Source organism: Paenarthrobacter sp. TE3676, from assembly GCF_056279165.1.
Map to the genome: position 1 here is coordinate 113,813 of NZ_JBWBQU010000003.1, position 26,247 is coordinate 140,059.

General features: G+C 62.6%; 26 protein-coding genes. 17 read left to right on the forward strand and 9 right to left on the reverse strand.

What is annotated here, in order from left to right; translation table 11 throughout:
* The first annotated feature begins 55 nt into the window (after nt 1–55).
* From ACZ881_RS08105 to ACZ881_RS08115, 3 genes are all read left to right on the forward strand, one after another.
* Nucleotides 56–1,438, forward strand: a complete 1,383-nt coding sequence (locus ACZ881_RS08105; protein WP_476114058.1) for an IniB N-terminal domain-containing protein — start codon at nt 56–58, stop codon at nt 1,436–1,438.
* Between the two features lie 103 nt (nt 1,439–1,541).
* Nucleotides 1,542–3,470, forward strand: a complete 1,929-nt coding sequence (locus ACZ881_RS08110; protein ID WP_476114060.1) for a dynamin family protein — start codon at nt 1,542–1,544, stop codon at nt 3,468–3,470.
* On the forward strand, nt 3,467–4,942 hold the full coding sequence (locus tag ACZ881_RS08115) for a dynamin family protein (RefSeq protein ID WP_476114062.1): 1,476 nt from the start codon (nt 3,467–3,469) through the stop codon (nt 4,940–4,942). The genes ACZ881_RS08110 and ACZ881_RS08115 overlap by 4 nt, the downstream gene beginning before the upstream one ends.
* A 12-nt stretch (nt 4,943–4,954) precedes the next feature.
* Here ACZ881_RS08115 and ACZ881_RS08120 read toward each other — a convergent pair whose 3' ends face one another.
* Nucleotides 4,955–5,401 carry a hypothetical protein gene (locus tag ACZ881_RS08120; protein WP_476114064.1) on the reverse strand — a complete coding sequence of 149 codons (447 nt, stop codon included), beginning with the start codon at nt 5,399–5,401 and terminating at the stop codon, nt 4,955–4,957.
* 162 nt (nt 5,402–5,563) lie between these two features.
* On the reverse strand, nt 5,564–6,004 hold the full coding sequence (locus ACZ881_RS08125) for a PLD nuclease N-terminal domain-containing protein (protein WP_091470504.1): 441 nt from the start codon (nt 6,002–6,004) through the stop codon (nt 5,564–5,566).
* Nucleotides 6,005–6,091: 87 nt separating this feature from the next.
* On the opposite strand from ACZ881_RS08125, the gene ACZ881_RS08130 reads away from it, so the two are divergent.
* The gene (locus tag ACZ881_RS08130; protein ID WP_091470505.1) at nt 6,092–6,403 is read left to right on the forward strand and encodes a DUF4229 domain-containing protein; all 312 of its coding nucleotides are present in this window, start codon (nt 6,092–6,094) and stop codon (nt 6,401–6,403) included.
* 63 nt (nt 6,404–6,466) lie between these two features.
* Here ACZ881_RS08130 and ACZ881_RS08135 read toward each other — a convergent pair whose 3' ends face one another.
* From ACZ881_RS08135 to ACZ881_RS08155, 5 genes are all read right to left on the reverse strand, one after another.
* Entirely contained in the window at nt 6,467–7,348 is an 882-nt protein-coding gene (locus ACZ881_RS08135; protein ID WP_091470506.1) for a 1,4-dihydroxy-2-naphthoate polyprenyltransferase, read from the reverse strand.
* Between the two features lie 61 nt (nt 7,349–7,409).
* Nucleotides 7,410–8,549, reverse strand: coding sequence for an AMP-binding protein (locus ACZ881_RS08140; protein WP_476114067.1), 1,140 nt, complete (start codon nt 8,547–8,549; stop codon nt 7,410–7,412).
* 7 nt (nt 8,550–8,556) lie between these two features.
* Nucleotides 8,557–9,519, reverse strand: coding sequence for a 1,4-dihydroxy-2-naphthoyl-CoA synthase (locus ACZ881_RS08145; RefSeq protein ID WP_476114069.1), 963 nt, complete (start codon nt 9,517–9,519; stop codon nt 8,557–8,559).
* 21 nt (nt 9,520–9,540) lie between these two features.
* Nucleotides 9,541–9,978: a VOC family protein gene (locus ACZ881_RS08150; RefSeq protein ID WP_476114071.1), complete on the reverse strand. Its 438-nt coding sequence runs from the start codon at nt 9,976–9,978 to the stop codon at nt 9,541–9,543.
* A 123-nt stretch (nt 9,979–10,101) separates the two neighbouring features.
* Entirely contained in the window at nt 10,102–10,830 is a 729-nt protein-coding gene (locus tag ACZ881_RS08155; RefSeq protein ID WP_476114073.1) for a lysostaphin resistance A-like protein, read from the reverse strand.
* Nucleotides 10,831–10,881: 51 nt separating this feature from the next.
* Between ACZ881_RS08155 and ACZ881_RS08160 the strand changes: the two genes are divergently transcribed.
* From ACZ881_RS08160 to ACZ881_RS08170, 3 genes are read left to right on the forward strand one after another with little or no spacing between them, the layout of a single operon-like run.
* The gene (locus ACZ881_RS08160; RefSeq protein WP_476114075.1) at nt 10,882–11,826 is read left to right on the forward strand and encodes a metal ABC transporter substrate-binding protein; all 945 of its coding nucleotides are present in this window, start codon (nt 10,882–10,884) and stop codon (nt 11,824–11,826) included.
* Nucleotides 11,823–12,557 (forward strand): metal ABC transporter ATP-binding protein, encoded by a 735-nt coding sequence (locus tag ACZ881_RS08165; protein WP_420178905.1) that lies wholly within the window; start codon nt 11,823–11,825, stop codon nt 12,555–12,557. Before ACZ881_RS08160 ends, ACZ881_RS08165 begins: the two co-directional genes overlap by 4 nt.
* Nucleotides 12,558–12,559: 2 nt before the next feature.
* Nucleotides 12,560–13,423 carry a metal ABC transporter permease gene (locus ACZ881_RS08170; protein ID WP_476114078.1) on the forward strand — a complete coding sequence of 288 codons (864 nt, stop codon included), beginning with the start codon at nt 12,560–12,562 and terminating at the stop codon, nt 13,421–13,423.
* Between the two features lie 6 nt (nt 13,424–13,429).
* Here the strand turns inward: ACZ881_RS08170 and ACZ881_RS08175 are convergent, their stop codons facing one another.
* Complete coding sequence (locus ACZ881_RS08175) at nt 13,430–14,293, reverse strand: DUF4097 family beta strand repeat-containing protein (RefSeq protein WP_476114080.1); 864 nt, start codon at nt 14,291–14,293, stop codon at nt 13,430–13,432.
* Complete coding sequence (locus ACZ881_RS08180; RefSeq protein ID WP_364306412.1) at nt 14,293–14,805, reverse strand: histidine kinase; 513 nt, start codon at nt 14,803–14,805, stop codon at nt 14,293–14,295. Before ACZ881_RS08180 ends, ACZ881_RS08175 begins: the two co-directional genes overlap by 1 nt.
* 203 nt (nt 14,806–15,008) lie before the next feature.
* Between ACZ881_RS08180 and ACZ881_RS08185 the strand changes: the two genes are divergently transcribed.
* The 10 genes from ACZ881_RS08185 to ACZ881_RS08230 all read left to right on the forward strand — a co-directional run bounded on the left by ACZ881_RS08185 (nt 15,009) and on the right by ACZ881_RS08230 (nt 26,237).
* Entirely contained in the window at nt 15,009–16,691 is a 1,683-nt protein-coding gene (locus tag ACZ881_RS08185; RefSeq protein WP_476114083.1) for an ABC-F family ATP-binding cassette domain-containing protein, read from the forward strand.
* A gap of 201 nt (nt 16,692–16,892) precedes the next feature.
* Entirely contained in the window at nt 16,893–17,240 is a 348-nt protein-coding gene (locus ACZ881_RS08190) for a molybdopterin oxidoreductase (RefSeq protein WP_091471083.1), read from the forward strand.
* The gene (nirB, locus tag ACZ881_RS08195) at nt 17,240–19,708 is read left to right on the forward strand and encodes a nitrite reductase large subunit NirB (protein ID WP_476114085.1); all 2,469 of its coding nucleotides are present in this window, start codon (nt 17,240–17,242) and stop codon (nt 19,706–19,708) included. Before ACZ881_RS08190 ends, nirB begins: the two co-directional genes overlap by 1 nt.
* Nucleotides 19,705–20,046, forward strand: a complete 342-nt coding sequence (locus ACZ881_RS08200) for a Rieske (2Fe-2S) protein (protein WP_476114087.1) — start codon at nt 19,705–19,707, stop codon at nt 20,044–20,046. The genes nirB and ACZ881_RS08200 overlap by 4 nt, the downstream gene beginning before the upstream one ends.
* A gap of 215 nt (nt 20,047–20,261) precedes the next feature.
* A complete protein-coding gene (locus ACZ881_RS08205; protein WP_089596046.1) occupies nt 20,262–21,725 on the forward strand; it encodes an amino acid permease in 1,464 nt (487 codons plus the stop codon).
* Nucleotides 21,726–22,046: 321 nt separating this feature from the next.
* Nucleotides 22,047–22,505, forward strand: coding sequence for an SRPBCC family protein (locus ACZ881_RS08210; protein ID WP_476114089.1), 459 nt, complete (start codon nt 22,047–22,049; stop codon nt 22,503–22,505).
* Nucleotides 22,505–23,161, forward strand: coding sequence for a pentapeptide repeat-containing protein (locus tag ACZ881_RS08215; RefSeq protein WP_476114091.1), 657 nt, complete (start codon nt 22,505–22,507; stop codon nt 23,159–23,161). The genes ACZ881_RS08210 and ACZ881_RS08215 overlap by 1 nt, the downstream gene beginning before the upstream one ends.
* A 141-nt stretch (nt 23,162–23,302) precedes the next feature.
* Nucleotides 23,303–24,529 carry a thiolase family protein gene (locus ACZ881_RS08220; protein ID WP_091470530.1) on the forward strand — a complete coding sequence of 409 codons (1,227 nt, stop codon included), beginning with the start codon at nt 23,303–23,305 and terminating at the stop codon, nt 24,527–24,529.
* Nucleotides 24,529–25,377, forward strand: a complete 849-nt coding sequence (locus tag ACZ881_RS08225; RefSeq protein ID WP_476114094.1) for an enoyl-CoA hydratase/isomerase family protein — start codon at nt 24,529–24,531, stop codon at nt 25,375–25,377. The genes ACZ881_RS08220 and ACZ881_RS08225 overlap by 1 nt, the downstream gene beginning before the upstream one ends.
* Nucleotides 25,374–26,237, forward strand: coding sequence for a 3-hydroxyacyl-CoA dehydrogenase family protein (locus tag ACZ881_RS08230; RefSeq protein WP_017199119.1), 864 nt, complete (start codon nt 25,374–25,376; stop codon nt 26,235–26,237). The genes ACZ881_RS08225 and ACZ881_RS08230 overlap by 4 nt, the downstream gene beginning before the upstream one ends.
* Nucleotides 26,238–26,247 lie beyond the last annotated feature (10 nt).

The window sequence follows — 26,247 nt, forward strand, 5'->3', positions numbered from 1 at the left end:
CGGCAAAGGCGCCGGGCGAATCCTTATCCATCACAGAATTTGAGGGAGCACTCCAATGCCAACACTCGCACAACAGCTCGTGCAGTTCCTGATGAGCCTGTTCAACGATCCTGATGCCGCCGAAGAATTCGTCCGGGATCCCGAAGCAGCCCTCGCCGCAGCGGGTCTGCGCGACGTTTCTTCGGCCGACGTCGACGCCGTCCGCCCGGTGGTCCTCGACTACGCACCCATCAACGCCCGTTCGTCGTTCGACCGCGAATACAACACCGGCGGCAACAACGCTTCCACTGGCGGGGGCGGCAGCTGGGGTGGACACGACGACGATGATCACGGCGGCGGCGGACACGGTGGGGGCGGCGGTGGCTGGGATGGCCATGACGACGATGATCACGGCGGCGGCGGACACGGTGGGGGCGGCGGTGGCTGGGATGGCCATGACGACGATGATCACGATGGCGGCGGACACGGTGGGGGCGGCGGTGGCTGGGATGGCCATGACGACGATGATCACGATGGCGGCGGACACGGTGGGGGCGGCGGTGGCGGCGACTGGGATGACCACGCACATGCCGTTCAGCAGCTGGTCCACGTGGTGAACAACTACTCGTACACCACCACCATCGACGACCGCGACACGATCACCGACCAGTCGGTCAACCAGAACATCTGGGCAGACGGCGATGTTACGCAGCTCTTCAACCAGGACGCTGTGGTTGCCTCGGGCGACGGAGCGATTGCTGCCGGCGACGATGTGAAGGATTCCGGTAACACCAGTACAACGACCACAACCACGACCACCAACACTGATGACCATTCAACGGACAACTCGGTGAATATCAGTGAATCGGGTCCCGGTGACGTTGAGGTTGGCAACACGGACATCGAGGTCAAGGATTCGTTCAACGACGATCACTCCGTGACCAAGGACTCCTACAACACCGATGTGGACGTGGATGTTGACATTGAGGATTCCTTCAATGACGACCACTCCACCAACACGGACAATTCGCATACCAACATCCACAACACGGATTCGTTCAACAAGGACTCCTACAACAACGAGACCGAGCTGGAAGTCGGCGACGTGGACGTGGAGTACACGAACATCGAGAACTCCACGATCATCAAGGACAACGAGGTGGAACTGGAGTACACCAACGATCACTCCACCAACGTGGAACTGGAAGATGTCCAGGTCAACTACGACTCCACTGTCATCCAGGACAACGAGCTGGAGATCGACAAGTCCGTGGACAACTCGGTTGAAGTGGGCGACGTCGATGTGGATTACACGAACATCGAGGGCAACACAGTCGTCGCCAACAACGAGCTCGATGTCGACTACACGGATATCGACGCAAACCACTCGCTTGTAGTTGCAGATAACGAAGTGGACGTTGAGGTGGAGAACACCAGCGAATACGATCCCGCCTCATAGTAACCGCGGCGAGAACTACCCCCAGCAGTGCCCGGCAGGCGCCAGACGTCTGCCGGGCACTTCGTGGCCTCATCGGCGAGGCATGAAGAGCAAAGGACTTACCGTGGCGGACACAGAACGCATGACCACGTTGGTGGAGCAGGGCATGGCGCTGGTGGGGGACCGGAACGACCTTCGGCGCCGACTGGAAAATACCCTCAACCGCTTGCGGGATCCCAGCGTTCGCGTGATGGTGGTGGGTGAGTTCAAACAGGGGAAGAGCCAGCTCATCAACGCTTTGGTTAACGCACCTGTGTGCCCGGTTGATGACGACATTGCCACCTCCGTCCCAACGGTCGTACGACAGGGGGACCCGGCGTCGGCCGTTGTTCTTGTCCCCGGCGAGCATGGTACGGACCCGGAACGGGATGCAAGCGGGCCGGAAAGCGGACTGGAACGGCAACCGGTGCAGCTGGAGCAACTTGCGGAATACGTCTCCGAAAAGGGCAACCCGGGCAACACAAAGAACATCGTGGCGGCCGAAGTTTCCCTGCCACGAAAGCTTCTGGCGGGCGGACTGACAATCGTGGACTCTCCAGGCGTTGGAGGTCTGGGCTCAACACACACTTTGACCACGCTGACTGCCCTGCCATCGGCGCACGCCATGGTGTTTGTGACCGATGCTTCCCAGGAATTCACCGAGCCCGAGATGCGGTTCCTTCGCCAGGCGATGCGCATCAACCCCAACGTCCTGTGCGTGCTGTCCAAGACCGACCTTTATCCGAGCTGGCGCCAGATTGCTGACTTGGATAGGAGACACTTGGCCGATCTCGGGCCTGATATTCCCCTGTTTCCGGTGTCCTCGGAGCTGCGACTCCACGCAGCGCGGCTGCAGGACCCCGAGCTGAACACCGAATCAGGATTTCCGGCGTTGATCGCCCATCTGCGGAACAACATTGTGGGCGGAGCGGCAAGGATTCAACGCAAATCCGTGGGCAACGACCTGTTGACCGTCAGTGAGAACCTCAGGCTGGCGCTGCAGTCGGAGCTGGAAGCCCTTGAGAATCCGGCGGGAACTCCGCATATGATCGCTGGCCTGAACGCGGCCAAGGAAGACGCCGACGCGCTGCGCAAACGCTCCGCGCGTTGGCAGATAACCCTCAACGATGGCATCGGCGACCTCATCGCCGACCTGGAATATGACCTAAGGGACAGGCTGCGCAGGATCCAACGCGAAGCCGAAATTGCCATAGATCAAGGAGATCCCGGGCCAGCGTGGGAGCAGTTCACACAGTGGCTGGAACAGAGCACGGCCGCAGCGGTTTCGGATACTTTCGTGTGGACCAGCGAACGTGCCCAATGGTTGGCCACGCAGGTGGCGGAACACTTCTCCGAAGATGAGGTGGCCCTCCCCGCGTTGAAAGTAGCCGACACCGGCGGCGTGCTGGACCCCGTGGCTGACATCCAGGACATGGAAGACGGGCGCCTCGGGCCTCTGCAGAAGGTGCTGATCGGGATGCGCGGGTCCTACGGTGGCGTGCTGATGTTTGGCCTGCTAACCGGCATTTTCGGGATGGCCCTCATTAATCCGCTGTCCGTAGGAGCCGGCCTGATGCTGGGCCGGAAAGCCTACCGGGAAGACAAAGAAGCCAGGCTCAAGCAACGGCAATCAGAAGCCAAGGTCCTGGTCCGCAAGCATGTTGACGATGTTGTGTTCCAAGTGGGCAAGCAGCTCAAGGATAGGCTGCGGCTGGTCCAACGGGCCACACGGGACCACTTCACGGAGATCGCCGAAGAACACCACCGTACTCTGACGGAGTCCGTGGCGGCCGCGCAGAAGGCGGCTGCTACCTATGCCGTGGAGCGTGACGCGAGAATCAAAGACATACGGAACCAGCTCAAGGTAGTAGATGCCCTGGCCAAGGCCTCTCAGCAGCTGCAGGAAGAGCCGCCCGTGCCGCAGACTGGCCCCACGCCCCAGGCCAAACCCGCAACCCAGACCAAACCCGCAACACAGGCCAAAGCAGCGCCGTCTTCGGTGCCGGCAGGATGATCGAGTCGGGCATTGCCGGAGTCGCGGATCTGCTCCGGCAAGCACGGGAGGCCTTCCACGACGACGCAGCGGCGCTCGCAGTGGTGGATGAACTCCAGGGCAGGCTGGAGGGCCCTTTGCGAATAGCTGTGGCAGGCATGGTTAAGTCCGGCAAGTCCACCCTCCTCAACGCGATCATCGGGGAGGAAATCGCACCCACCGACGCCGGGGAATGCACCCGGATCGTCACGTGGTACCGCTATGGACACACGCCAAGGATCACGCTCCATCCGATCATCGGGGGGCCCTTAGCGCTCCCTGTCACCCGCGAAGACGGCCGGCTGGTCTTCACCATGGGGGATATCCGGGCCGAGGACGTGGAGCGGCTGGTGGTGGACTGGCCATCTGCCAGCCTCCGGGAGCTTACCCTGATTGATACCCCGGGCATCGCCTCGTTGTCCCAGGATTTGTCAGGCCGCTCCACGGAGTTCCTCCTCCCCGAAGACGCCCCCATGGCCGCCGATGCCGTCATCTATCTCATGCGGCATCTCCACGCCTCCGATGTCCGGTTCCTGGAGTCCTTCAAGGACACCTCCGCGGGTCAATCAGGGACTGTCAACGCCTTGGCGGTCCTGTCCCGGGCGGACGAGATCGGCGCGGGAAGAATTGATTCCCTCATTTCCGCAGCAGTGATCGCCGATAGATACAGCCGGGACCAGAACCTCAAGCCCCTTGCCCTGGGTGTTGTCCCGGTTGCCGGTTTGCTGGCGCAAAGTTCGAGGACGATGCGCCAGACCGATTTCGAAGCCATGAAACTGTTGGCGCAAATGGACAGAAACCAGAGGGAGAGGCTGATGCTCTCAGCGGACCTCTTTGTCCGGTCCACCGAGCCCGAAGGTTTGGGCCGCGCAGCAAAAGCGTCCCTCGTGCAAAGATTCGGCCTGTTCGGTATCCGCCTTGGTGTTGCCCTGATCCGGGGTGGCATCAGCAATCCGACGGAACTTGCCCATGAGCTGGCACGGCGCAGCGGCCTTGGCCAGTTGCTCGACAACATCGCTTTTCTTTTCCAAACCCGGGCGGAGGCACTCAAGGCGCGTGCCGCCGTCGTGGGTTTGGAAGCACTGCTGCGCACTTCGCGCAGAGATGTCGCGCTGCTTCTGGAAGCCAACTTGGAAAGACTTCGAACGGGAGCCCACGAGTTCCGGGAATTGAAACTTCTGGCAGCGCTCCGGACCGAAGGCCTAAGCCTGACCCCGGAGCAATCAGCAGAGGCTGAGCGGCTGGTGGGCGGCCGTGGCAGCACGCCACCGCTGAGGTTGGGCCTGGATGCGGAGGCAGGCCCGGAGCAGATCACTGAGGCAGCGCGAAACAGCCTGAACCGTTGGCGGTTGATCGCGGAGAACCCGCTCACTGAGCCGGCCGCGCTTGAAGCGTGCCGTGTAGTCCTTCGCAGTTGCGAAGGGATGCTGGCCGCTATTCCCGCCGTTCATTAAGCAATCCGTTCGCTAAGCAACCCGTTCGCTGAGCAGCCAGGTGGTGGTGGAGGGGAGAAACAGCAGGATCAGGGCGGCTGCGGCAAGGATGAATTGGGCCGCCAACAGCACGATCGTCAGGACGCCGTCCGCGCCGGGGGCCACCACGAAGTCGGCAGTAATGACTGTGACCACCGCATGGAGAAGGACTAACGGGGCAAGGGCCCAGCGTGCCCAGATGCGGCGTTTGAAGAGGACCGCCAGCAGGATAGCTTCCATGGCTACTACCAGCGCGAGCATGGTGAGGCTTCCCAGGAACACGACGGCGGTGGCTCCCTCCACTGCGTCGGCGTCGCCGTCGGGGACCATTCCTCCGATGACGCCTTTCAGGCGTTCGAAGTGGGCATCACGGCCGAGAAAGCCTGTTACCACGACGGCGATTCCGGCCACGAAGCTGGCCACCCAGAGAGTGCGGGACAAGCGTGCAGGTCCGGGAGGACGAACAACCGCCGCTATGGGCGGCGGCGTTGACAGGGAAATACCTGGGCGTGGGGGCGGTGCGGAGGGTGATGCGGGCCCGCTGACTGATGGTGGGGAGGAGGGTGACTGCCGTGATCCATCAGCTTGCTGGGCCATGTCTGCCTACTTCAGCTCGTCCGTGTCATGGGGATCCGGCTCGCTGCGCTTGGCGTCGCCGGGTTTGAAGCCGTTGTTTTTGGCGTCGCCGCTGCCATCGTTTGGCTTGTCGCCCGTATCGCTGTCCTTGGCGTCATGGTCTGCCTTGAGCTTCTTCAGGCGATCCTCTGCAGCCTGGTTACGGCGTCGGGTTTCCAGGTTGCGCAGGAATTCGGGGTCGTCGTCCGGGGCTGTGGGCTGGCGGCGTACGGGCTTGGCCGTGGGCTTGCCATAGGGCCGGCCGAAAATGAACCAGAGGATTGCTCCCAGCAGCGGCAGGAGGATCATCACAATGATCCACGCGGGTTTGGATATCCCGCGTGTTTGGTTGCCGTCCGTGCGGATGACGTCCACCAGGGCATAGACGAAGATGACTAGAACAATAACGACGCCTACAACCCGGAGCATGCACCAAGTCTAGTCGCCTGAAGCCGAACACTGGACGCCCTGTTCCGGCTGTGATCAGAGTGCAACCATCCGGGCGGCTAAACTTGGATGGTGGCTTTCCTGAAGTATTCCCTCATCCGTCTGGCGCTGTTCGTGCCGTTGTTCGTGCTGTTCGCCTTTTTGGGGGTGGGCTGGATCCTGGCTGTCGTCTTCGCCGGGCTGATTGCCTTCGCTATCAGTTACCTGTTCTTCCAGAAACAGCGCGACGCCGCCACGGCAGCCATGCGCGAGCGGTTCTCCGGGCGGGCCAAGCCCATCCGTACTGCCGGTGAGGTTGAAGACGCTGCCGTCGAGGACGGCTTGGTGGAGAAGAACCCGGACATCGCCGTGAACAACGACAAACGCCCTGGCACTGCCTAGAACTTTTTGTGTACAAGTAACGCCCCTAAGAAAGCTTCTTAGGGGCGTTACTTGTACAAGAACTCAGAAGCCGCGGCTCAGGATCAGTCCCAGCGAGAACAACAGGCTGTAGCCGAGGTTGATCATGCCGGTCTGCTTGAGAACCGGGATCAGGCTCTTGCGCTTCTTGCCGTTCACCATGAGCCAGGCCGGCATCAGGCAGGCCGGAATCAGCAGCAGCACGATCAGCATCCACGGCTTGGTGGGTGCCAGGACGATCACGAGCAGGATGGCCACGGCCAGCATCAGGACGTAGCTTTCGCGGGCGTGCCGGTCACCCAGCCTGACGGCCAAGGTCCGCTTACCTGCGGCCGCATCAGTCGGGATGTCCCTGACGTTGTTGGCCATCAGCAGTGCACAGGCAATGAGCCCGGTGCCGATCGCACCGATGACCGCGGCGAGGCTGACCTGCCCGGCCTGGGTGTAGGTGGTTCCGAGGGTGGCCACGAGTCCGAAGAATACGAACACAAAGACGTCGCCCAGGCCCAGGTAGCCGTAGGGGTTCTTGCCGCCGGTGTATCCCCAAGCCGCCATGATGCAGCCGATACCCACCAGGATCAGCCACCATGCCTGGGTAATGATCACCAGGATGAGGCCGCAAATCATCGCCGCCCCGAAGAGGGCAAAGGCAGCCCACTTCACCTGTTCCGGCTTTGCGGCTCCTGAACCGACCAAACGGAGCGGGCCCACGCGGTCCTCATCCGTGCCGCGGATGCCATCGGAGTAGTCGTTGGCGTAGTTCACGCCAATTTGAAGCAGGAGAGCCACAAGTGCTGCCAAGATCGCGTTCGGCAGCCGGAAAGCGTGGAGCTCGTACGCAGCTGCCGAACCGATGAGGACCGGCGCGATGGCCGCGGGCAGTGTGCGGAGCCGGGCTCCTTGAATCCATTGTGCAGCTGTCGCCACGTGTAGTACCTCGTGTATTTCGCGGTTGATCTTAGTCAGGGGGCGGGAGGGAAGAACTTGTCTATTGTCCCTGATGCAGCTCGGAAAGCCGGTCAATCATGGACATACGGTCCGGCTTTCCGTTGGGCAGCATCGGCAATTCCTTGTCAGCGAACACCGTTTTGGGAGCCAGGACACCCAGTACTTCCTCACGGCGGGCCGTGAATCCCTTGAGGCCCGCAGGCGACGGATCAGTGACGGCAACGTAAGCCGCCACAGCTTGGCCCCATTCCCGTGACGGGACGCCGGTTACGAAAGCTGCGGTGACGCCGTCGAGCTCTTCCAGCTTGCCTTGGATATAAGCGGCGGAGGCTTTGACGCCTCCGGTGATGATCACGTCATCGGCGCGGCCCAGCACTGTGAGCTTGCCGTCGTCGGACAGCTTGCCAAGGTCGCCGGTGATGTACCAGCGGACGCCGTCTTCCTCGAAGAATGCCGCTTTTGAGGCGCGGGCGGCGTCCAGGTAGCCCGCCGCCACGGTATCGCCACCCAGCAGGATGCGGCCTTCCAGTTCGCCTTCACCGATGCGGACCTCGACGCCCTCCAACGGCTCGCCGTCGTAAACGCACCCGCCGCACGTCTCGGCTGAGCCGTAGGTGGTCACCACCCTCAGCCCCTCCGCGTGGGCGGCCGTCAGGAGATCAGCCGAGGCAGGGGCGCCGCCCAGCAGGATCGCGTTGAAGCGGCGCAGCACGGCCAGGGTTTCCGGCGCGGGGGAGTCGAGGAGCCGCTGCAACTGCGTGGGCACCAGGGAGGTAAAGCGGATCTTGTCAGTCAGTTCCTCGGCGGCGGCCGTGAAGGTTTCGGGCGTGAAGCCGTTCGACTGGTCCATGACCCACGGACGCGTGCCTGCGTAGAGCGAGCGGACCAGCACCTGCACACCGGCCACATACTGCAGCGGGAGGGCCAGCAACCACTGTCCTTCGCCACGCAAGGCCACGGCGGTGGAAACAGATGAAGCTGCGAGGGCATCGATGGTCAGTACGGTTGCCTTGGGCGTCCCCGTGGAACCGGAGGTGCGGACCAGCACAGCTGCCTCTTCGACGCCGGTCTCCACCGGAACAGCCTGCGGCTCGCCGTTTTCATCCATCACGATTTCGACGGCGGGCCCCTCTCCATGGAGGGCGGCCATCAGGGCTTTCAAAATGGGATCGATGTTCACGGTGGTCCTAGAAGTAGTAGGGGAAGTTGGACCAGTCGGGGTCGCGCTTCTGGAGGAACGCTTCCTTGCCCTCCACGGCCTCGTCCGTCATGTACGCGAGACGGGTGGCTTCACCGGCGAAGACCTGCTGGCCGGCCAAGCCGTCGTCGGCCAGGTTGAAAGCGAATTTGAGCATACGGATGGCCTGCGGGGACTGGCGGGCGATGTCCGCTGCGTACTCCAGAGCAACTTCTTCGAGGCGGGAGTGGTCAACTGCCTCGTTCACGGCGCCCATCCTGACCATGTCCTCCGCGGAATATTCGCGGGCCAGGAAGAAGATTTCCCGCGCGGCTTTCTGCCCGATCTGGCGGGCCAGCAGCGCAGAGCCGTATCCGGCGTCGAAACTTCCTACGGTTGCGTCCGTCTGCTTGAACTTGCCGTGCTCCCGCGAGGCGATGGTGAGGTCGCTGACCACGTGCAGCGAGTGGCCGCCGCCAGCAGCCCAACCATTGACCACCGCGATAACCACCTTGGGCATGGTCCGCATGAGCCGCTGGACTTCCAGGATATGGAGGCGGCCCGCGCGGGCGGGGTCGATAAATTCAGCGGAGTCACCCGCAGCGCCTTCTACTTGGTAGCGGTAGCCGTCCCTGCCACGAATCCGCTGGTCGCCGCCGGAGCAGAACGAGTGTCCACCGTCCTTCTCTGAAGGTCCGTTACCTGTGAGGAGGACTGTGGCGACGTCCGGCGTCATGCGGGCGTGATCCATGGCCCGGTAGAGCTCGTCAACGGTGCCCGGGCGGAACGCGTTGCGGACCTCGGGCCGGTTGAAGGCGATGCGGACCGTGGGGAGGTCCTTGACTGTGCCGCCCGTTGAACGCTCAACCTGCCGGTGGTAGGTCATGTCCTTGAAGTCGTCGAAGCCGGAAACTGTGCGCCAGCGTGAGGGGTCAAAGACGTCGGAAACCTTGGCAGGGAGTTGGTTGTTCACAGTCCGAGTCTAGTAATGGCCTTAGCTGATGCAGAACTCGTTGCCCTCGGGGTCGGCCATGGTGTGCCATTCGTGGGGTCCCTGATTGGCGGTCCACAGGTGCTTGGCGCCGCGCGCTTCGAGCTGTTTCCGCACGTCATCCTTGTCCCGGCCGTTCAACCGGACGTCCCAGTGCACCCTGTTCTTTACCGATTTTTCGTTGGGATCAGTCTGGAACAGGATCCGCCGGCCGGTCTTGGGGTCCGTGTCTTCGGCGGGTACGATCGCACAGCCCTCCGCCCACACCAGCTTGCCGTTGTGCGTGATGGTCTGGTCCTCGGTGGCGTAGCCCTGCTCGATCATGGAACGGATGAACGCCTCGTCCTGCGGCTCGACGTTCCACTCGAGGGTCTCAGCCCACCAGTCGGCGAGGTCATGCGGCTTCTTGCAATCGACTACTACCTGGATGTTGAGTGTCATGCTCTACAAGCTATTCCGACGGCGGGTGGCTGGGTAGGGGGTTGCGGTCACCTTTCGTCCGGGTTCCCCAACTAGGTGACAGCAAACGTCGTAGTGAGGGCTCGTTGGAGCATTTGCTGTCACCTAGTTGGGGAGGAGTTCGGGCGGCACCGCGTAGATCAGGACCACGGCCATGAGGTTCTTGGCGGCGTGCACAAAGTAGGAGAACATCAGGTTCTTGCCCGTCCAAACGTAGACAGCCACCAGCACCACGGCCATCCCGAGGTACGGAGCCAGCGCGGACAAAGCGAGTCCTTCGCGACCCACTACATGGATGGACGAGAACACCACCACGGAGATCACGCAGCAAACCCAGATGTTCAGGTACCGCGACAACTTGCCTATCAGGAGGTGCCGAAAGAGATATTCCTCCACGAACGGACCGAGGATGACCAGTAATGGCACCATCAGCCACGCCGGCACGTGTTGCAGCATGCCTTGGATGCCCAGTTGGTTCTCGGAGCTTTGGGCGGTCCCGAAGGCCGCCACCAGAATGGCTGTGAGAATCAGCATGACCACCAAGGCCAAGGGGACCATGCCCAGCGTGAACCACGGCCGGGTCCCCAGGATCCGGAGGTCACGGCCCACCACCCGCCAGGCAGACGCCACCGCAAATATTCCGACGCCGGCATAAAAGATTGCGTTGACGGCATAGGACGCTGTTGCCGGGTCAGAAAACAGCTCAAGCATCAGCCGGTTGAGCGTCTGCCCAGCCAGCAGGAAGTAGGCGGTGAAGCCCACATATGCTGCCACGGCGATGGCATCCAGGGCAGTGAATTTGTACAAAGGTGCCTTGGTGGAAAGAGTGCCCATGTGACCAGCCTAGCTTTGCTGCGTGGGCCATGCGTGGCTACACTTTTCGGTATGCCTAACTTTCCGTTTCGGCGCGCCAAAGATGTCCGCCGTTTCGCTGCTGTCCTGACCGCGATCGCCCTTGCCCTGGGAGTCTCCGCCTGTGGTGGGAACTCCTCTGCGGGAGAAGATGACAAGCCCGTGGTCCTCACTACTTTCACCGTCCTGGCAGACATCGCCAAGAATGTTGCCGGAGATAAGCTCCGCGTCGAATCCATCACCAAAGCCGGAGCTGAGATCCACGGCTATGAGCCAACCCCGGGTGACATCCGGAAAGCTGCCCAAGCCGATCTCATCCTGGACAATGGCCTCAATCTGGAAGCGTGGTTTTCCCAGTTCGTCGAGGACCTCGATGTACCGCACGCAGTAGTGAGCGACGGCGTGGACGTCATGCCCATCGCCGAGGACTCCTACCAAGGCAAGCCGAACCCGCACGCCTGGATGTCGCCCAAGAACGTCCAGATTTACGCAAGCAACATGGCCAAGGCCTTCGCCAAGCTGGACCCTTCGCACGCTTCCGAATTCGAAGCAAACGCCGAGGCTTACAACGCCCAACTCCAGACCGTCCAGGACGAGATGGTGTCCAAGCTGTCCGTACTGTCGGAGAAGCAGAGGGCGCTGGTCACCTGCGAAGGAGCGTTCTCCTACCTGGCCCGCGACGCCGGCCTCAAAGAGGTCTACATCTGGGCAGTGAACGCGGAGCAACAGGCAACGCCACAGCAGATCACCCGGGCAATCGAATTCGTTAGAGACAATCAGGTTCCGGCGGTGTTCTGCGAATCCACTGTGTCAGACGCCCCGATGCAACAGGTAGTTGGTGCCACCGACGCCAAGTTTGGCGGGACTCTCTACGTCGATTCCCTTTCCGAAGCGGACGGACCCGTTCCCACCTACCTTGACCTCATGCGTCACGACGCCAAAGTCATCACCACTGCACTCACCGGAGGAACGCCATGAGCACTCCCGCGATCGCTGTTGAGAACGTCACCGTCCATTACGGCGAGGTCCTGGCCTTGGACTCTGCGTCCCTGAGCTTGGAACATTCGCGGATCTGCGGGCTGGTGGGCATGAACGGCTCCGGCAAGTCCACCCTTTTCAAGGTCATCATGGGCATGGTGAAGCCCGATTCCGGCAAGGTGCTCATCAACGGCCAACCCCCGGTAAAGATGCGCAAGGACGCCGGCATCGGTTACGTTCCCCAAAGCGAAGACGTTGATTGGGCTTTCCCCCTGTCGGTCCGGGATGTGGTGATGATGGGCCGCTACGGGCATTTGGGATTCACGCGCCGGCCCCGCAAAGCGGACCGGGACGCCGTCGACCATGCCTTGGAACGAGTGGAGCTGAGCGAGTACGCCGACCGGCAAATCGGGCAGCTGTCCGGAGGGCAAAAGAAGCGGGCCTTCGTGGCCCGGGGTATCGCCCAAGGTGCCACCATGATGCTGCTGGACGAGCCGTTCGCGGGCGTGGACAAACGCTCTGAAGCCACCATCACCAGGCTCCTCCGCGAGCTGGCAGACAACGGCGCCACCATCCTCATCTCCACCCACGACCTCCATGCCCTGCCCCAACTATGCGACGAAGCTGTGTTGTTGATGCGCAAGGTGCTCATGCATGGAAGCCCGGACACAGTGCTCCAACCGGAAAACCTGGCCATGGCTTTCGGCCTCGACGTCATGAACAGGGATTAGTCATGGAATTCCTACTGGAACCCCTCAGCTACGACTTCATGGTCCGTGCCCTGGCAACAACAGCCATCGCTGCCGTGGTCTGTGCTGTCCTGAGCTGCTGGCTGGTCCTCATCGGCTGGTCCCTCATGGGCGACGCCGTCTCGCATGCGGTGCTTCCCGGCGTCGTGCTCGCCTACATCGTGGGGGCGCCGTTCGCGCTCGGCGCGTTGGTCTTCGCCCTGATCGCGGTGACGTTGATTGGGGTAGTTCGCAATACAAGCCGCGTGAAAGAAGACGCAGCGATCGGGATCGTGTTCACGTCGCTCTTCGCGTTGGGCTTGGTGCTGATCTCCGTGACCCCGAGCCAGACCGACCTTAACCACATCATCTTCGGAAACCTGCTGGGGGTCAGTCTCCCTGACCTTATCCAGGTGGTGGTCCTGGGTGTCGTGGCCTTTGCGATCCTGATCCTCAAACGCCGTGACCTCACGCTTTATGCCTTTGACCCTACGCATGCCCACGCGATCGGACTGTCACCCAAACGGCTCGGGGCCCTGCTCCTGGGGCTGCTGGCACTGACATCGGTGGTGGCCCTGCAGACTGTGGGCGTGGTGCTGGTGGTGGCCATGCTGATCATCCCGGGAGCCACGGCCTACCTGCTGACCGACCGCTTCTCCCGGATGCTGATCATCGCGCCCGTCATTTCGGTGGTGTGTTCCGTGGCCGGCATCTATCTCAGCTACTACCTGGACACGGCGTCGGGAGCCATGGTGGTCCTCACCCAGGGCGTGGTGTTCGGCGCGGTATATCTATTCAGTCCGCGGCAGGGGTTGATCGGTACGCGACTCGCCAAGGCCCGCCGGAAGCGGGCCGTCGCCACGGTGTAGCCACGGCTACCGGGCGCTGACGGGTGATCGGGTCACTGCGATGTCGCCATAAGCGTTGCGGGCGCGGATCTCCACCTTGTCCGCGGTGTCGCCCGGCCCGTTCGTGGCTTGAAGGGCATTACGGACGCGCCCGTACTTCGTGCTGAGATCCAGCCAGGCGGCCGTGCCTTCGCGAACACCAACGGCCAGTGCGCCGGCAGCGGTCTGAACCGTAAGGCTGCCGGCGGCCACTTCGCCCACCGTGATGTCACCGCTGGAGGTTTTGACGGTAGTGGAAAGCCCGGCCCGCTCCAGCGAAATGTCGCCATTGGCTGCGCTGACGCTGAGCTCGCCGGAAGCGTGCGCGATGTACGTGCTGCCGTTGCCGTTTTTTACGGTGGCAACACCGTCGATGTGACGGATTCGGATTTTGCCTGAGCCGGTCTTTATCCTGGACCTCCCCGAGGCGCGCTCCACCGTGATGTCGCCCATGTCAGTGTGCGCCCGCAGCTCGCCGCAGTGATCGATGCTTATGTGTCCCAAGTCGGTCCTTAGGTCAGCAGCGCCGAATTCGCCGTCACAGCGGAGGTCTCCCATGGCGGACTTCAGTTCCAGGCTGCTGCCTACGGGAACCTCCACGGTGATCTCCACCGCGCCGCCGTCGCTGAACCAGCTGTGGCGGAGGCCGGGGTGAAGCCTGACCTGCAAGCGGCCGTCCGAATAGTCCACAGTGGTTTGCTCGGCCATCCTGACGTCCAGGCTTCGCTTTTCCTTACGGGGCCGGACGTTGACCACGGTGTCTTTGCCTTCACGCGCAACTGTCCAGATGTCGGCACGTACGGAAACGTCAACGACGACGGCGATCGGCTGCGGAGTCTGGAAGGTTGCCATTAGCGTGCCCATCCTGTGAAGTTCTGCTCGCCGGGTTCGCCCCGCGTAGCGCGTTTGCTTGGGGAGCGTCCGTTGAGGGCGTCGGCGACGGCCCGGACCAGCCAGGAGTTCACGGACAGGCCATCATGGCTTGCTGCTGCTTCGACCTGCTGCTTGAGCTGGTCCGGAAGGCGGAGCGTGGTCCGTGAAGTACTGGCGCCGTCGAAGTCTTCCGACGCTATGGTGCCCCGTATGGACTGTTCGATCATTGCCTCGAAGTCGTTGTCGCCGGGCGGGTTGCTGACCACGAATTCGGGGTCACGGCCTCGGAGCCTGACCTCCACGGAGCCGGGCGCCAGCTCCAGGGTGATTTCGTTGGCGGCGTCGGAAAGGGCCTCGAGGAGGACCAGTCGCACGGTGGATTCGAGCGCCGCGGTGAGCCGCTCACTGAGGGCCCGCGCTTCCGGGCCGCCGGCCTCGGCCGCGGTTTCCAGCTGGTGCTTGAGAGTGGCGACGTACTGGTTTAGCTGCATGACACCATTTTGACGCCACTATGGTGTCAGGTCAATGGATTGCGGAACCTTATTGGTGTCATCCGTGATGTCTTGGCTTGACGGAACTCCTGATGCCGGGCAGTCTGGAGCGATGAAGTCTTGAGCGCAGCCCTTCTTACCGGCTGCATCCCCAGTACACACCCGGCCATCTGCCACCCACTGCGGACCTGCGAGGACTCCTCTTGACTGACCACCTTCACCTTTCCGGCGTTTCCCACGGCTACGGGGACCGCGAACTTTTCCACGCCGTCGACCTCGCCATCCACCACGGCGAACACGTGGCGATCGTCGGCGAAAACGGTGCCGGCAAATCCACCCTGCTCCGGCTCATGGCCGGCGTTGAAACGCCCGACGACGGTACGGCAGGTTTATCAGGCAACCCCGGCTACCGCGTGGGATACCTCGCGCAAACACACGGTTTCTCCGAGTCTCTCACCGTGGGAGACGCCATAGACACTTCCTTGGCTTCCCTGCGTTCCTTGGAGGCGCGCATCCTGGAACTGGAATCCGGCCTTGCCGATGCCGGCTCCGAAGAACTCGAGCTCTATGGAAGCCTTCAAACCGAATACCAACTCCGTGAGGGCTACGCTGCCGAGTCCCGGGTGGAAGCAGCGCTGGACAAGCTGGGGCTGGGAGGCCTGGACCGCCGTCGAACGCTTGGATCTTTGTCCGGAGGCGAGCAGGAGCGGGTGGCGCTCGCCTGCCTGCTGGCCGATCCAGCCGAAGCGTTGCTCCTGGATGAGCCCACCAACCATCTGGACGCGAGCGGCACAGCCTGGCTCGAATCGCGGTTGGCCGCACATCGCGGGACGGTGGTGGTGGTCTCGCACGACCGTGTCCTGCTGCGGAAGGTCGCCACCACCATCATCGAGGTGGACGCTGACCGTCGGTCCGTGAACCGCTACGGCAACGGTTACGAAGGCTACCTGCGGGAGAAGGCCGCCGAACGGTCTCGGTGGATCCAAGAGTACGAGCAATGGCTCGATGCCATGGCCGCCGAAAGACTCCAAGCCGCCACCGTAGCAGACGGTATGGGTTACGGCCGTAAACGCGACAACGACAAAATGGGTTTCGACTTCAAAGCGGGAACGTGGCAGCGGGCGGCGGCCAGCAAGGTTCGCAATGCCCAGGAGAGGCTCCGCAGGCTCGAGGACAATCCGGTGGACCGGCCGCCCGTGCCGCTGAAACTGGCAGCACCCCTGGGCGTTACAGCTTTGGCGGCGTCCGAACCCGCGCTGGAAGCTCACGGCATCAGCGCACCCGGCCGGCTCCAGCCCACCCACATCAGGGTGGAAGCCGGACAAAAAGTGCTCATCACCGGTCCTAACGGTGCGGGCAAATCCACGCTGTTGTCCATCCTTGCCGGGACGCTGGAGCCAGCCACCGGGTCTGTCACGGTGAACGGCAGGGTGGGTTACCTGCAGCAGGAACTCGAGGTGCCCTCCCGGCCGGGGCTGCGCCTGCTTCCTGCGTTCGCTGCGGGGCTGGGTGGGAACATTGACGAACACGCTGAGGGCTTGCTGCGGCTGGGGCTGTTCCGGCCCGCTGAGTTCCATGTTCCCGTCGGAGGTCTTTCAGCCGGGCAGCAGCGTAGGCTCGCCCTTGCCCGGCTCCTTCTGGGCGGCTACGACACCATGATCGTGGACGAGCCCACCAACCATTTGGCGCCGGTGCTGGTGGAGCAGTTGGAGGCAGCGCTCGCTTCATTCGAAGGAACCTTGGTGATTGTGAGCCACGATCGTGCCCTGGGCGAGTGGTTTGACCGCTGTGCACGTGCCGATGTCGCCGTCGAACACCGCAGTGGTCCCGTCGGCACGGGCGGACACTGGGTGCGGTACGGGATGCAGGGCGGCGAATTGCTGTAGTTCGTGAGCCCGGCGGCGAGCCGCCCAGCGGGCCGTTGCCCAGTTGGGTGAGACGCCCTGGTGAGACGCCCTGGTGAGGCGCCCTGGTGAGGCGCCCGCAAAGGGATCGTTACTCCCAATGCTGCAGGCCGAAACACAGCGGCGAGTGTCTTGAAACACGGGCGGAGCACCATGGAAGGAAGCCGGCCGAAAGGAACTTCCGTGATCTCCAAGAACCTCTTCCTCCAAGGCATCTACGCGTTCGAAGGCATCGGCATGGAAAAGCCGGTCCCGTTGCACAGCGAGCTGGCGCACTTTGTCCCGGACGGCGTCGTGAACCAGACGCTGTACTTCCGCGGCGGCAACTCCAGTCCCGAACTCATCACCGTGGTCCTTATGCGCGACGGCGTGCCCATGCGCTACTTCCCCATCGGAGCCAAAAGCGACGTCCACGTTCCGCTGAGGGTAGTGGAGGACATTGAAGGGGGTTCCATGATTGAGCTGTATATCGTGGCACCTGCCGGCGTCAGGGGTTCCGTTGTGGTGGACCTCGGAATGGTGGAGCACTGATGCGCCGGCGGCTCGTGGTCATCGGCAACGGAATGGCTGGCGCCCGGGCCGTGGAGGAAATCCTCGCCAGGGGTGGCGCGGAGCTCTTCGACATCACCATGTTTGGCGACGAACCCTATGGGAATTACAACCGGATCATGCTCAGCCATGTCCTGTCCGGCGAGGAGAGCGATGCGGACATCTTCCTCAACGCTCTTACGTGGTACCAGCAGAACAACATCACCCTGCATGCGGGTGTCCGGGTTGACCGCATCGACAAGTTCAGCAAGCACGTCTTTGCCGCGGACGGCCGCGTGGAACCCTACGACGACCTGATCATCGCGACCGGCAGCCGCTCGCACTTGCCGCCCATGGAGGGTGCCTATGCCCCCAGTGGCGCTGTCAGGCACGGTGTCTTCACGTTCAGGACCTTGGACGATACCCGGAAGATGATTCAGTTCGCCAACAACGAGCACCATAGCCGGGCAGTGGTGATCGGAGGCGGCTTGCTGGGGCTGGAAGCAGCCCACGGCCTGCAGGCCTACGGCTTGGAGGTTGCGGTGGTCCACTCGGGCGGGCATCTAATGAATGCCCAATTGGGGCCCGACGGCGGTGCAATACTGCGGCGGAGCGTCGAGGCGCTGGGCATCGAAGTGCACACGGGAAGCCGGACGACGGCGATCCTTGGTAGGGAGCGAATCACCGGAGTGAGCCTGCGCGATCAACGCGAGCTTGACTGCGACATGGTGGTGGTCACCGCAGGCATCAGACCCAACGTGGATGTCGCCGTCGTGAGTGGCCTGGCCGTGGAGCGGGGCATTGTGGTGGACGACCATCTGCGCGTCATGGATGAAGAGGACATCTTCGCGGTAGGGGAGTGCGTTCAGCATCGCGGTGAGGTGTACGGACTGGTGGCGCCACTGTGGGAGCAGGCTGCCGTGCTGGCCGATCAGGTCACGGGGGCGGATCGTTCATCGGTGTACTTGGGCTCCCGGACCGCCACCAAACTGAAGGTCGCCGGCGTCGATGTTGCCTCCATGGGGCTTGCCGGCCCGGAACGGGAGACGGATGAACACATCGTGTTTTCGGAGCCCAGCAGGGGCGTGTTCAAATCGATCGTCATCCGCGACAACAAGATGGTGGGCGCCACGTTGTTGGGGGATAGCCGGAAGGTGGCCTACCTGACCCAGGCATTTGATCAGGGCTTGCCCCTCCCGGAAGAGCGGCTCTCGCTGATGTTCGATCTCGGCGCACCGGGTGAAGAGGAGGCTGTGACCGAACTGGCGGACAGCGCGCAGGTCTGCAACTGCAACGGGGTTTCCAAGGGGGCGCTTGTAGCGGCGGTGAAGGGTGGCTGCACCTCGGTGTCCGCGGCCATGGACGCTACACGGGCCGGAAAAGGCTGCGGCTCGTGCAAGCTCATGATCAGCCAGGTGGTGGAATGGGCCGCGGGTGGGGCTGTGGAGGAGGATCCGGCAGCGAGCTACTACGTTCCAGGGATTCCGCTGGACAAGCCCGCCTTGATGGCTGAGATCCGGGCCAGGGGGCTGCAGTCCGTTTCCCAGGTGTTTGCCGCTCTCGCCCCGGGACGGCTTGAGGACGCTAAATCGAAGATGGCCCTTGCGTCGCTCATGAAAATGATGCTCGCCGATCAGTACGTTGACGAACGCGACGCCCGGTTCATCAACGACCGCGTGCACGCCAACATCCAGCGCGACGGCACGTTCTCCGTGGTCCCGCAGATGAAGGGCGGGGTGACGTCGGTGCAGCAACTCCGGAGGATTGCCGATGTCGCTGAGAAACACAGCATTCCCATGATCAAGCTGACCGGCGGACAGCGGATCGACCTGCTGGGGGTGCCCAAAGAGGACCTGCCTCAGGTTTGGGCTGATCTGGACATGCCATCCGGATACGCCTACGGCAAGAGCTTTAGGACCGTCAAGACCTGTGTTGGCAAGGACTATTGCCGGTTCGGAACCGGGGACTCCACCGGCTTGGGCATTGGGTTGGAGTCCCGTTTCCAGGGTATTGAGGCACCGGCCAAGCTGAAACTTGCGGTCTCCGGCTGCCCGCGCAACTGTGCGGAGTCGCTGGTCAAGGACGTCGGAGTAGTGGCGGTGGAAGGTGGCCGGTGGGAGATCTATGTGGGCGGAGCGGCCGGCGCCCACATACGTAAAGGAGATTTGTTGGTCACCGTGGATACGCCCGAAGAGGTCACCCTCCTGGCAGGCCGGTTCATGCAGTACTACAGGGAGAACGCCCACTGGCTCGAACGGACGTACGCCTTTGTGCCCCGAGTAGGCATCGAGCATCTTCGCAGCGTCATCCTGGAGGACTCCGAGGGCATCGCCAGTCGTTTGGACGCCGCCATGCAGGCCTCGGTGGATGCCTATGCCGATCCATGGAGCGAACGCGATGATCCGCTCACGCCAGGCCAGTTCCGGACTTCTTTGCCGCTGACCGTGCTGCCGCAGGTGCCGGTCCGATGAGCGCCCAGCCCGTGCCCGCCGTCGAACCGAACGTTCAACGCGTCTTAGGGCCTGTTGACCAAATTCCGTTCGGCGAGGGAAGAGCCTTCGGAGTGGACGGCGAGCAGGTGGCGGTGTTCAGGTTACGGGACGGATCGCTGCGGGGAGTGTCCGGCGTCTGCCCGCACAAAGGCGGCCCGATAGCCGACGGCACGATCGACAACAACGTGGTCATCTGTCCCCTGCACCAGCACGCCTTCGAGCTGGCAACCGGGTGTTCCACCACGGGCACCAAGCCGTTGCGCTCTTACGGAGTCTTCGCAGATGAGGCCGGGAACATCGTGCTGAAGTGGGCCTGAGAGGCGCTTTTCCACAGCCCCTTGTTGCCTGCGTCACGGGCATTGGGGTTAATCCCGTAAGATAGACGGGTTGCGCGAAGCTTCGGCGTTCTGCGTTCTTTGTCACACTTCGGGACCTCTAACGGGGAAAAGCTCGAATTATGTGTGCCAAAGATGCCCATGTTCCGGCATGGGTGTAACACCTACAGCAACACCCCAACCCACAAGGAACAGCTGTGCCGCAAAGTACTCCCACAGATCTCCAGAGCTCCAAGGCCTCATCCGCAGCCTCGGACTCCAACCTCAGCGCCGAGGGATATCAGAAGACCCTGAGCCGCCGCCACGTCACCATGATCGCCATGGGTGGCGCTATCGGCGTCGGCCTGTTCATGGGTGCCGGTGGCCGTCTGGCCTCCACCGGCCCGGCCCTGATCTTCTCCTACGCCATTGCCGGCGTCATCGCCTACCTGCTGATGCGGGCCCTCGGCGAACTCATCATGTACCGCCAGACCTCCGGCTCCTTCGTGAGCTACGCCGGTGAAATGTTCGGCAAGAAGGGTGCCTTCCTTTCCGGGTGGATGTACTTCATCAACTGGGCCATGACAGGCATTGCTGAGCTCATCGCGATCGGCCTGTACTTCCAGTTCTTCTTCCCGAACGTGCCCATCGAGCTGTCCGCCATCGCAGCGCTGGTGCTGCTGGTGGCCGTGAACCTGTTCAGCGTCAAGGCGTTCGGCGAGTTCGAATTCTGGGCTTCCTGCCTCAAGGTCGCGGCCATCGTGATCTTCCTGGCCGTTGGCACGTTCATGGTTGTCACCAACGCCAAGGTCGGCGACGGCAATGCGTCCGTGGCCAACCTCTTCCACGAAGACGGCGGCATGTTCCCCAAGGGTGGCCTGGTGATGATCCTGGTCCTCAACGCCGTGATCTTCGCCTACAACGCCATTGAGCTGGTCGGTATCACCGCTGGTGAGATGGAAAACCCGGAACGCGAAGTTCCCAAGGCGATCCGCGCCGTCGTGGTCCGTATTGTGGTCTTCTACGTCGGTTCGGTGACGCTGCTCGCGATGCTGCTGCCGTCCGACCAGTACGTGGCCGGCACCTCGCCCTTCGTGACTGTGTTCGGCCAGATGGGCCTCGGCTGGATGGGCGACGTCATGAACATGATCGTCATCACCGCCGCGCTGTCCTCCTGCAACTCAGGCCTGTACTCGATCGGCCGGATCTTCCGCACCATGGCCAACAACGGCCACGCTCCGCAGTGGCTCACCAAGATGTCCACCCGCCACGTGCCGTACGCGGCCATCCTGGCTATCGGTGGCGTCTACCTCGTAGGTATCCTGCTCAACATTTGGCTGGGTGGCTCGCACGCATTCGACCTTGCGCTGAACACGGCATCCATCGGCGTGATCTTCACGTGGGGCTCGATCTTCGCGAGCCAGATCGCACTGCGGAAGAAGCGCGGCAACGTCTCCAGCCTGCCGATGCCCGGTTCGCCGTGGACCAGCTGGGTGGGCCTCATCGCCCTGCTGGCCATCACCGTGCTGATCGGCTTCGATTCCATGACCGACAAGGAAACCGGCGAGGTCTTCCTGCTTGGCCTGTGGACCCTCGCGACCATTCCGTTCTTCGCCCTGGTGCTGTGGCTCGGATGGCAGAAGGTCAAGAACAACGAACCCAAGAGCGAGCTGTTCAGCTAAGCCTCCAGTTCTTAACGCTTCAAACGTCCGACGGCGCGTGCCTCCCTTTGGGGCGCGCGCCGTTCGCGTTGTGGGGCCTGCTTTGCGCCTTATGCGAGGGATGAGTCGTGCAGAGTGGGCCTCGTAACGGGCACCCCTGGCGTTGTGGGGCCTGCTTTGCGCCTTATGCGAGGGATGAGTCGTGCAGAGTGGGCCTCGTAACGAGCACCCCTGGCGTTGTGGGGCCTGCTTTGCGCCTTATGCGTGGGGTGAGTCGTGCAGACTGGGCCTCGCAACGAACACCCGGTTGGGAGTGTCGGGGGTCGGGTCTAGGCTCGATGTATGGAACACACCACCACCCTGACGCAGCACGTCAACGCAAGCCCGGAGAAGGTTTGGGCCGTCATCTCGGACATTCCCGGCTCGGCCGGGACGCTCTCCGGCATCGACTCAATCCAGATGCTCAGCGAGGGCCCCTATGGTGAGGGCACCCGCTGGAAAGAGACCCGGACCATGATGGGTAGGCAGGAGACTGTCGAGATGTGGGTTTCCGAGACCGACCCTCCGCGCAGCACCACGATCAAGGCGCTCCAAGGCGGCGCGGATTACACCAGCCGATTCACCTTGCACGAGCGCGACGGCGGCACGGATCTGGCGCTGACTTTCGGCGCAGAGATGATAAATCCCAGCCTTCTTAGCAAGGTGGGCATGGCCCTGTTCGGGAAAATCGGGATGAACATGACCCGCAAGGCCCTCAGTAAAGACCTGGCTGAGATCGCAGCCAAAGCGGAATCGCTCTGATGGCGGCAGCGAAAGTTGCGGCACCTAAGATTTCGCCTGTGCGGTTGGACGAATTGCGTGACGACGACGCTCCGGACTTCCAGCGTGGCGAACGGTACGACGGCGTCCGGCTCACCCGGGTTTCTGCCGACGGAGAGGAGCTGAGCGGCGCGGATTTCATTGAGTGCGAGCTAAACGGTGTCTCCTTCAACGAAACGCAGCTGCGGGGCGCAACCTTCCGCGAGTGCATCTTTTCCGAGCCGTATGCTCCGGTCTTCATGGCGGCCCGGACTTCCTGGCAGGACATGGAGATCACCAATCCACGGTGGGGGTCTGCCGAACTTTATGAGGGGAACTGGCGCTCCGTCCGTATTGACGGCGGCAAGCTGGACTATGTGAACCTGCGCGGCTCCAAGCTCATGGATATCCAGATCTCCGACTGCATCATCAATGAGCTCGACCTCGGGGGCTGCACGGGAACGCGGTTGGCACTGAAGAACTGTACTATCGGCACGCTGGATGTCACGGGCGCCAAGCTGAAGGACGTGGATCTGCGCACCTCGGAGTTCCGGGGAATCAACGGACTGGCAGGGCTTGCAGGAGTGGTGATCGATGACTATCAGCTGAGCCTTATGGCGCCGCTGCTGGCTGGCCACTTGGGAATCCGGGTGGTCTGATCCGGGTTGGGGCCGGTCTCCGCTGGTCCGTGACTGAGGACTCAGCTGTTGACCGGCCCGCTGGGCCGTGTAATCTTTATAGAACGAACGGTCGGTATATTATTCCGAGCCGGTCCCTTTCACTTCGCGAAGGATGTTCTCATGGTCGAGGCTTTTCTTGTTGGCGGCGCGCGCACGCCTGTAGGTCGCTACGGTGGGGCACTGTCCTCCGTCCGCCCGGACGATCTCGCAGCATTGGTGGTCCGGGAAGCGGTGGCGCGTGCCGGCGTCGACCCTGACTCCATAGATGAGGTAATCCTCGGCAATGCCAACGGAGCGGGCGAGGAAAACCGGAACGTGGCCCGCATGGCCACCCTTCTGGCCGGACTTCCCCTCCACATCCCCGGCATCACGGTGAACCGCCTGTGCGCCTCGGGCCTCAGCGCGATCATCATGGCCAGCCAGATGATCAAGTCCGGAGCTGCGGACATCGTGGTGGCGGGTGGCGTTGAATCCATGAGCCGGGCGCCTTGGGTGCAGGAGAAGCCGACCACGGCGTTCGCCAAGCCCGGACAAATCTTCGATACGTCCATCGGCTGGCGTTTCGCCAATCCGCTCTTCACCAAGGGCGAGCTTTCCCGCGACGGCAAAATGACCTACTCCATGCCTGAAACGGCGGAGGAAGTGGGCCGCGTGGACAACATCTCCCGCGAGGATGCTGACGCCTTTGCTGTCCGCTCCCATGAGCTTGCGCTGGCCGCCATCGCCGGTGGCCGGTTCAAGGATGAAATTGTCCCCGTCACGGTGAAGACCCGAAAGTCGGAGACCGTGGTGGACACTGATGAAGGCCCTCGCGAAGGCACCACCATGGACGTTTTGGCCGGGTTGCGGCCCGTCGTTCCTGGAGGTTCCGTGGTCACCGCCGGCAACTCATCCACGCTCAACGACGGCGCCTCGGCCATCATCGTCGCTTCTGAGGCCGCCATCAAAAAGTTCGGCCTGACGCCCCGCGCCCGTATCATCGACGGCGCCTCGGCAGGATGCGAACCGGAAATCATGGGCATCGGCCCGGTCCCCGCCACCCAAAAAGTCCTGGCACGGTCCGGCCTCACGGTGGATCAGTTGGGCGCCGTGGAACTCAATGAGGCTTTCGCTACGCAATCGCTGGCAAGCATGCGTCGCCTTGGGCTGAACCCGGACATCGTGAACAACGACGGCGGTGCCATCAGTTTGGGGCACCCGCTGGGTTCCAGCGGCTCGCGCATAGCTATTACGCTGCTGGGCCGTATGGAACGCGAGCTCGCTTCATCTTCCGGACCTAAGCTCGGGTTGGCCACCATGTGCATCGGTGTCGGACAGGGCACCGCGATGCTGCTGGAAGGCGTGTAATGGCACTGGATGCGAAAGACTTCACCACACTTCTCATCGAGGAACGCGAAGACCGGCTCACTGTTCTGCTGAACCGTCCAGAGGTCCGTAACGCGATCGACCAGACAATGGTGGACGAACTCCACCTTGTCTGCGCCGAACTCGAGCGGAATCCCAAGGTGCTGATTATCGCCGGGACCGAGGGCGTTTTTGCCTCCGGTGCGGACATCGGACAGCTCCGCGAACGCCGGCGCGACGATGCCTTGCAGGGGATCAACTCCACGATCTTTGTCCGCATCGCCAAATTGCCCATGCCCGTTATCGCGGCCTTGGACGGGTACTGCCTTGGCGGGGGAGCCGAGCTCGCCTACGCCGCCGACTTCCGCATCGGCACTCCGAGCGTCCGCATCGGCAATCCGGAGACCGGGCTTGGGATCCTGGCTGCAGCTGGAGCCAGCTGGCGGCTCAAGGAGTTGGTGGGGGAGCCCAAGGCCAAGGAGATCCTCCTGGCCGGTGCCGTGCTCCGCGCGGAAGAAGCCCTACGGATCAGCCTGATCACGGAGATCCATGCAGCTCCTGAGCTGATGGATGCAGCCCACAAACTGGCCGACAGGATTGGACGCCAGGACCCTCTGGCGGTGCGTATTACCAAGTCGGTGTTCCACGCCCCGGCTGAAGCCCACCCGCTGATCGACACACTCGCCCAGGGGATCCTTTTCGAGTCCCAGGCCAAGTTTGATCGCATGCAGGCGTTCTTGGACAAGAAATCGGCGAAGGCTCCGCAAGACACAGCCACGAGCGACGCTGCCGCACCCGACGCCGAGGTGCCCGCCAGTGCCGCCCCGACGCAAGACAGGACACAGAAATGACCGAAGTTCCCGCCATCCCGCACGTCGTTGGAGTCCTCGGCGGTGGCCGTATGGGTGCTGGTATTGCACATGCGTTCCTCACTAAGGGCGCCACCGTCATCGTGGTGGAACGCGATCACGAGGCAGCGGCCGGAGCGCAGGGTCGCGTTGCTGATGCCGTAGCCAAGTCCGCCGCCCGCGGCACCTTGAGCGAAACGCCCGAAGAAGCAATGTCCCGCTTCAGCACCTCCACGGACTACGAGTCCTTCATCCACTGCGGCCTCGTAGTGGAGGCCGTGCCTGAGGACTACGACCTCAAGGTGACAGCCCTGAAGGCTGTGGAGGACCACTTGTCCGCCGATGCTTATCTGGCGTCGAACACGTCCTCGCTCTCGGTCACCGGGCTCGCCAACGAGCTTCGCCGTCCAGCCAACTTTGTCGGCCTGCACTTCTTCAACCCGGTGCCCGCGTCCACCCTCATTGAGGTGGTGCTGGCCAAGGAGACTTCTCCCGAACTGGCTGAGGCGGCGAAAAGCTGGACTGAGGCACTCGGCAAGACCGCCGTCGTCGTCAATGACGCTCCGGGCTTTGCGTCCTCTAGGCTCGGCGTCGCCATTGCCCTTGAAGCGATGCGCATGGTGGAAGAGGGAGTAGCGTCGGCGGAAGACATCGATGCTGCCATGGTCCTCGGATACAAGCACCCCACAGGCCCGCTAAAGACCACTGACATTGTTGGCTTGGATGTCCGGTTGGGCATTGCCGAGTACCTTCACTCAACGCTGGGCGACCGTTTCGCTCCGCCGCAGATCCTCCGCGATAAAGTGGCGCGCGGCGAGCTGGGACGTAAGACGGGCAAAGGCTTCTTCGACTGGAACGACTGAAACCCCGGGC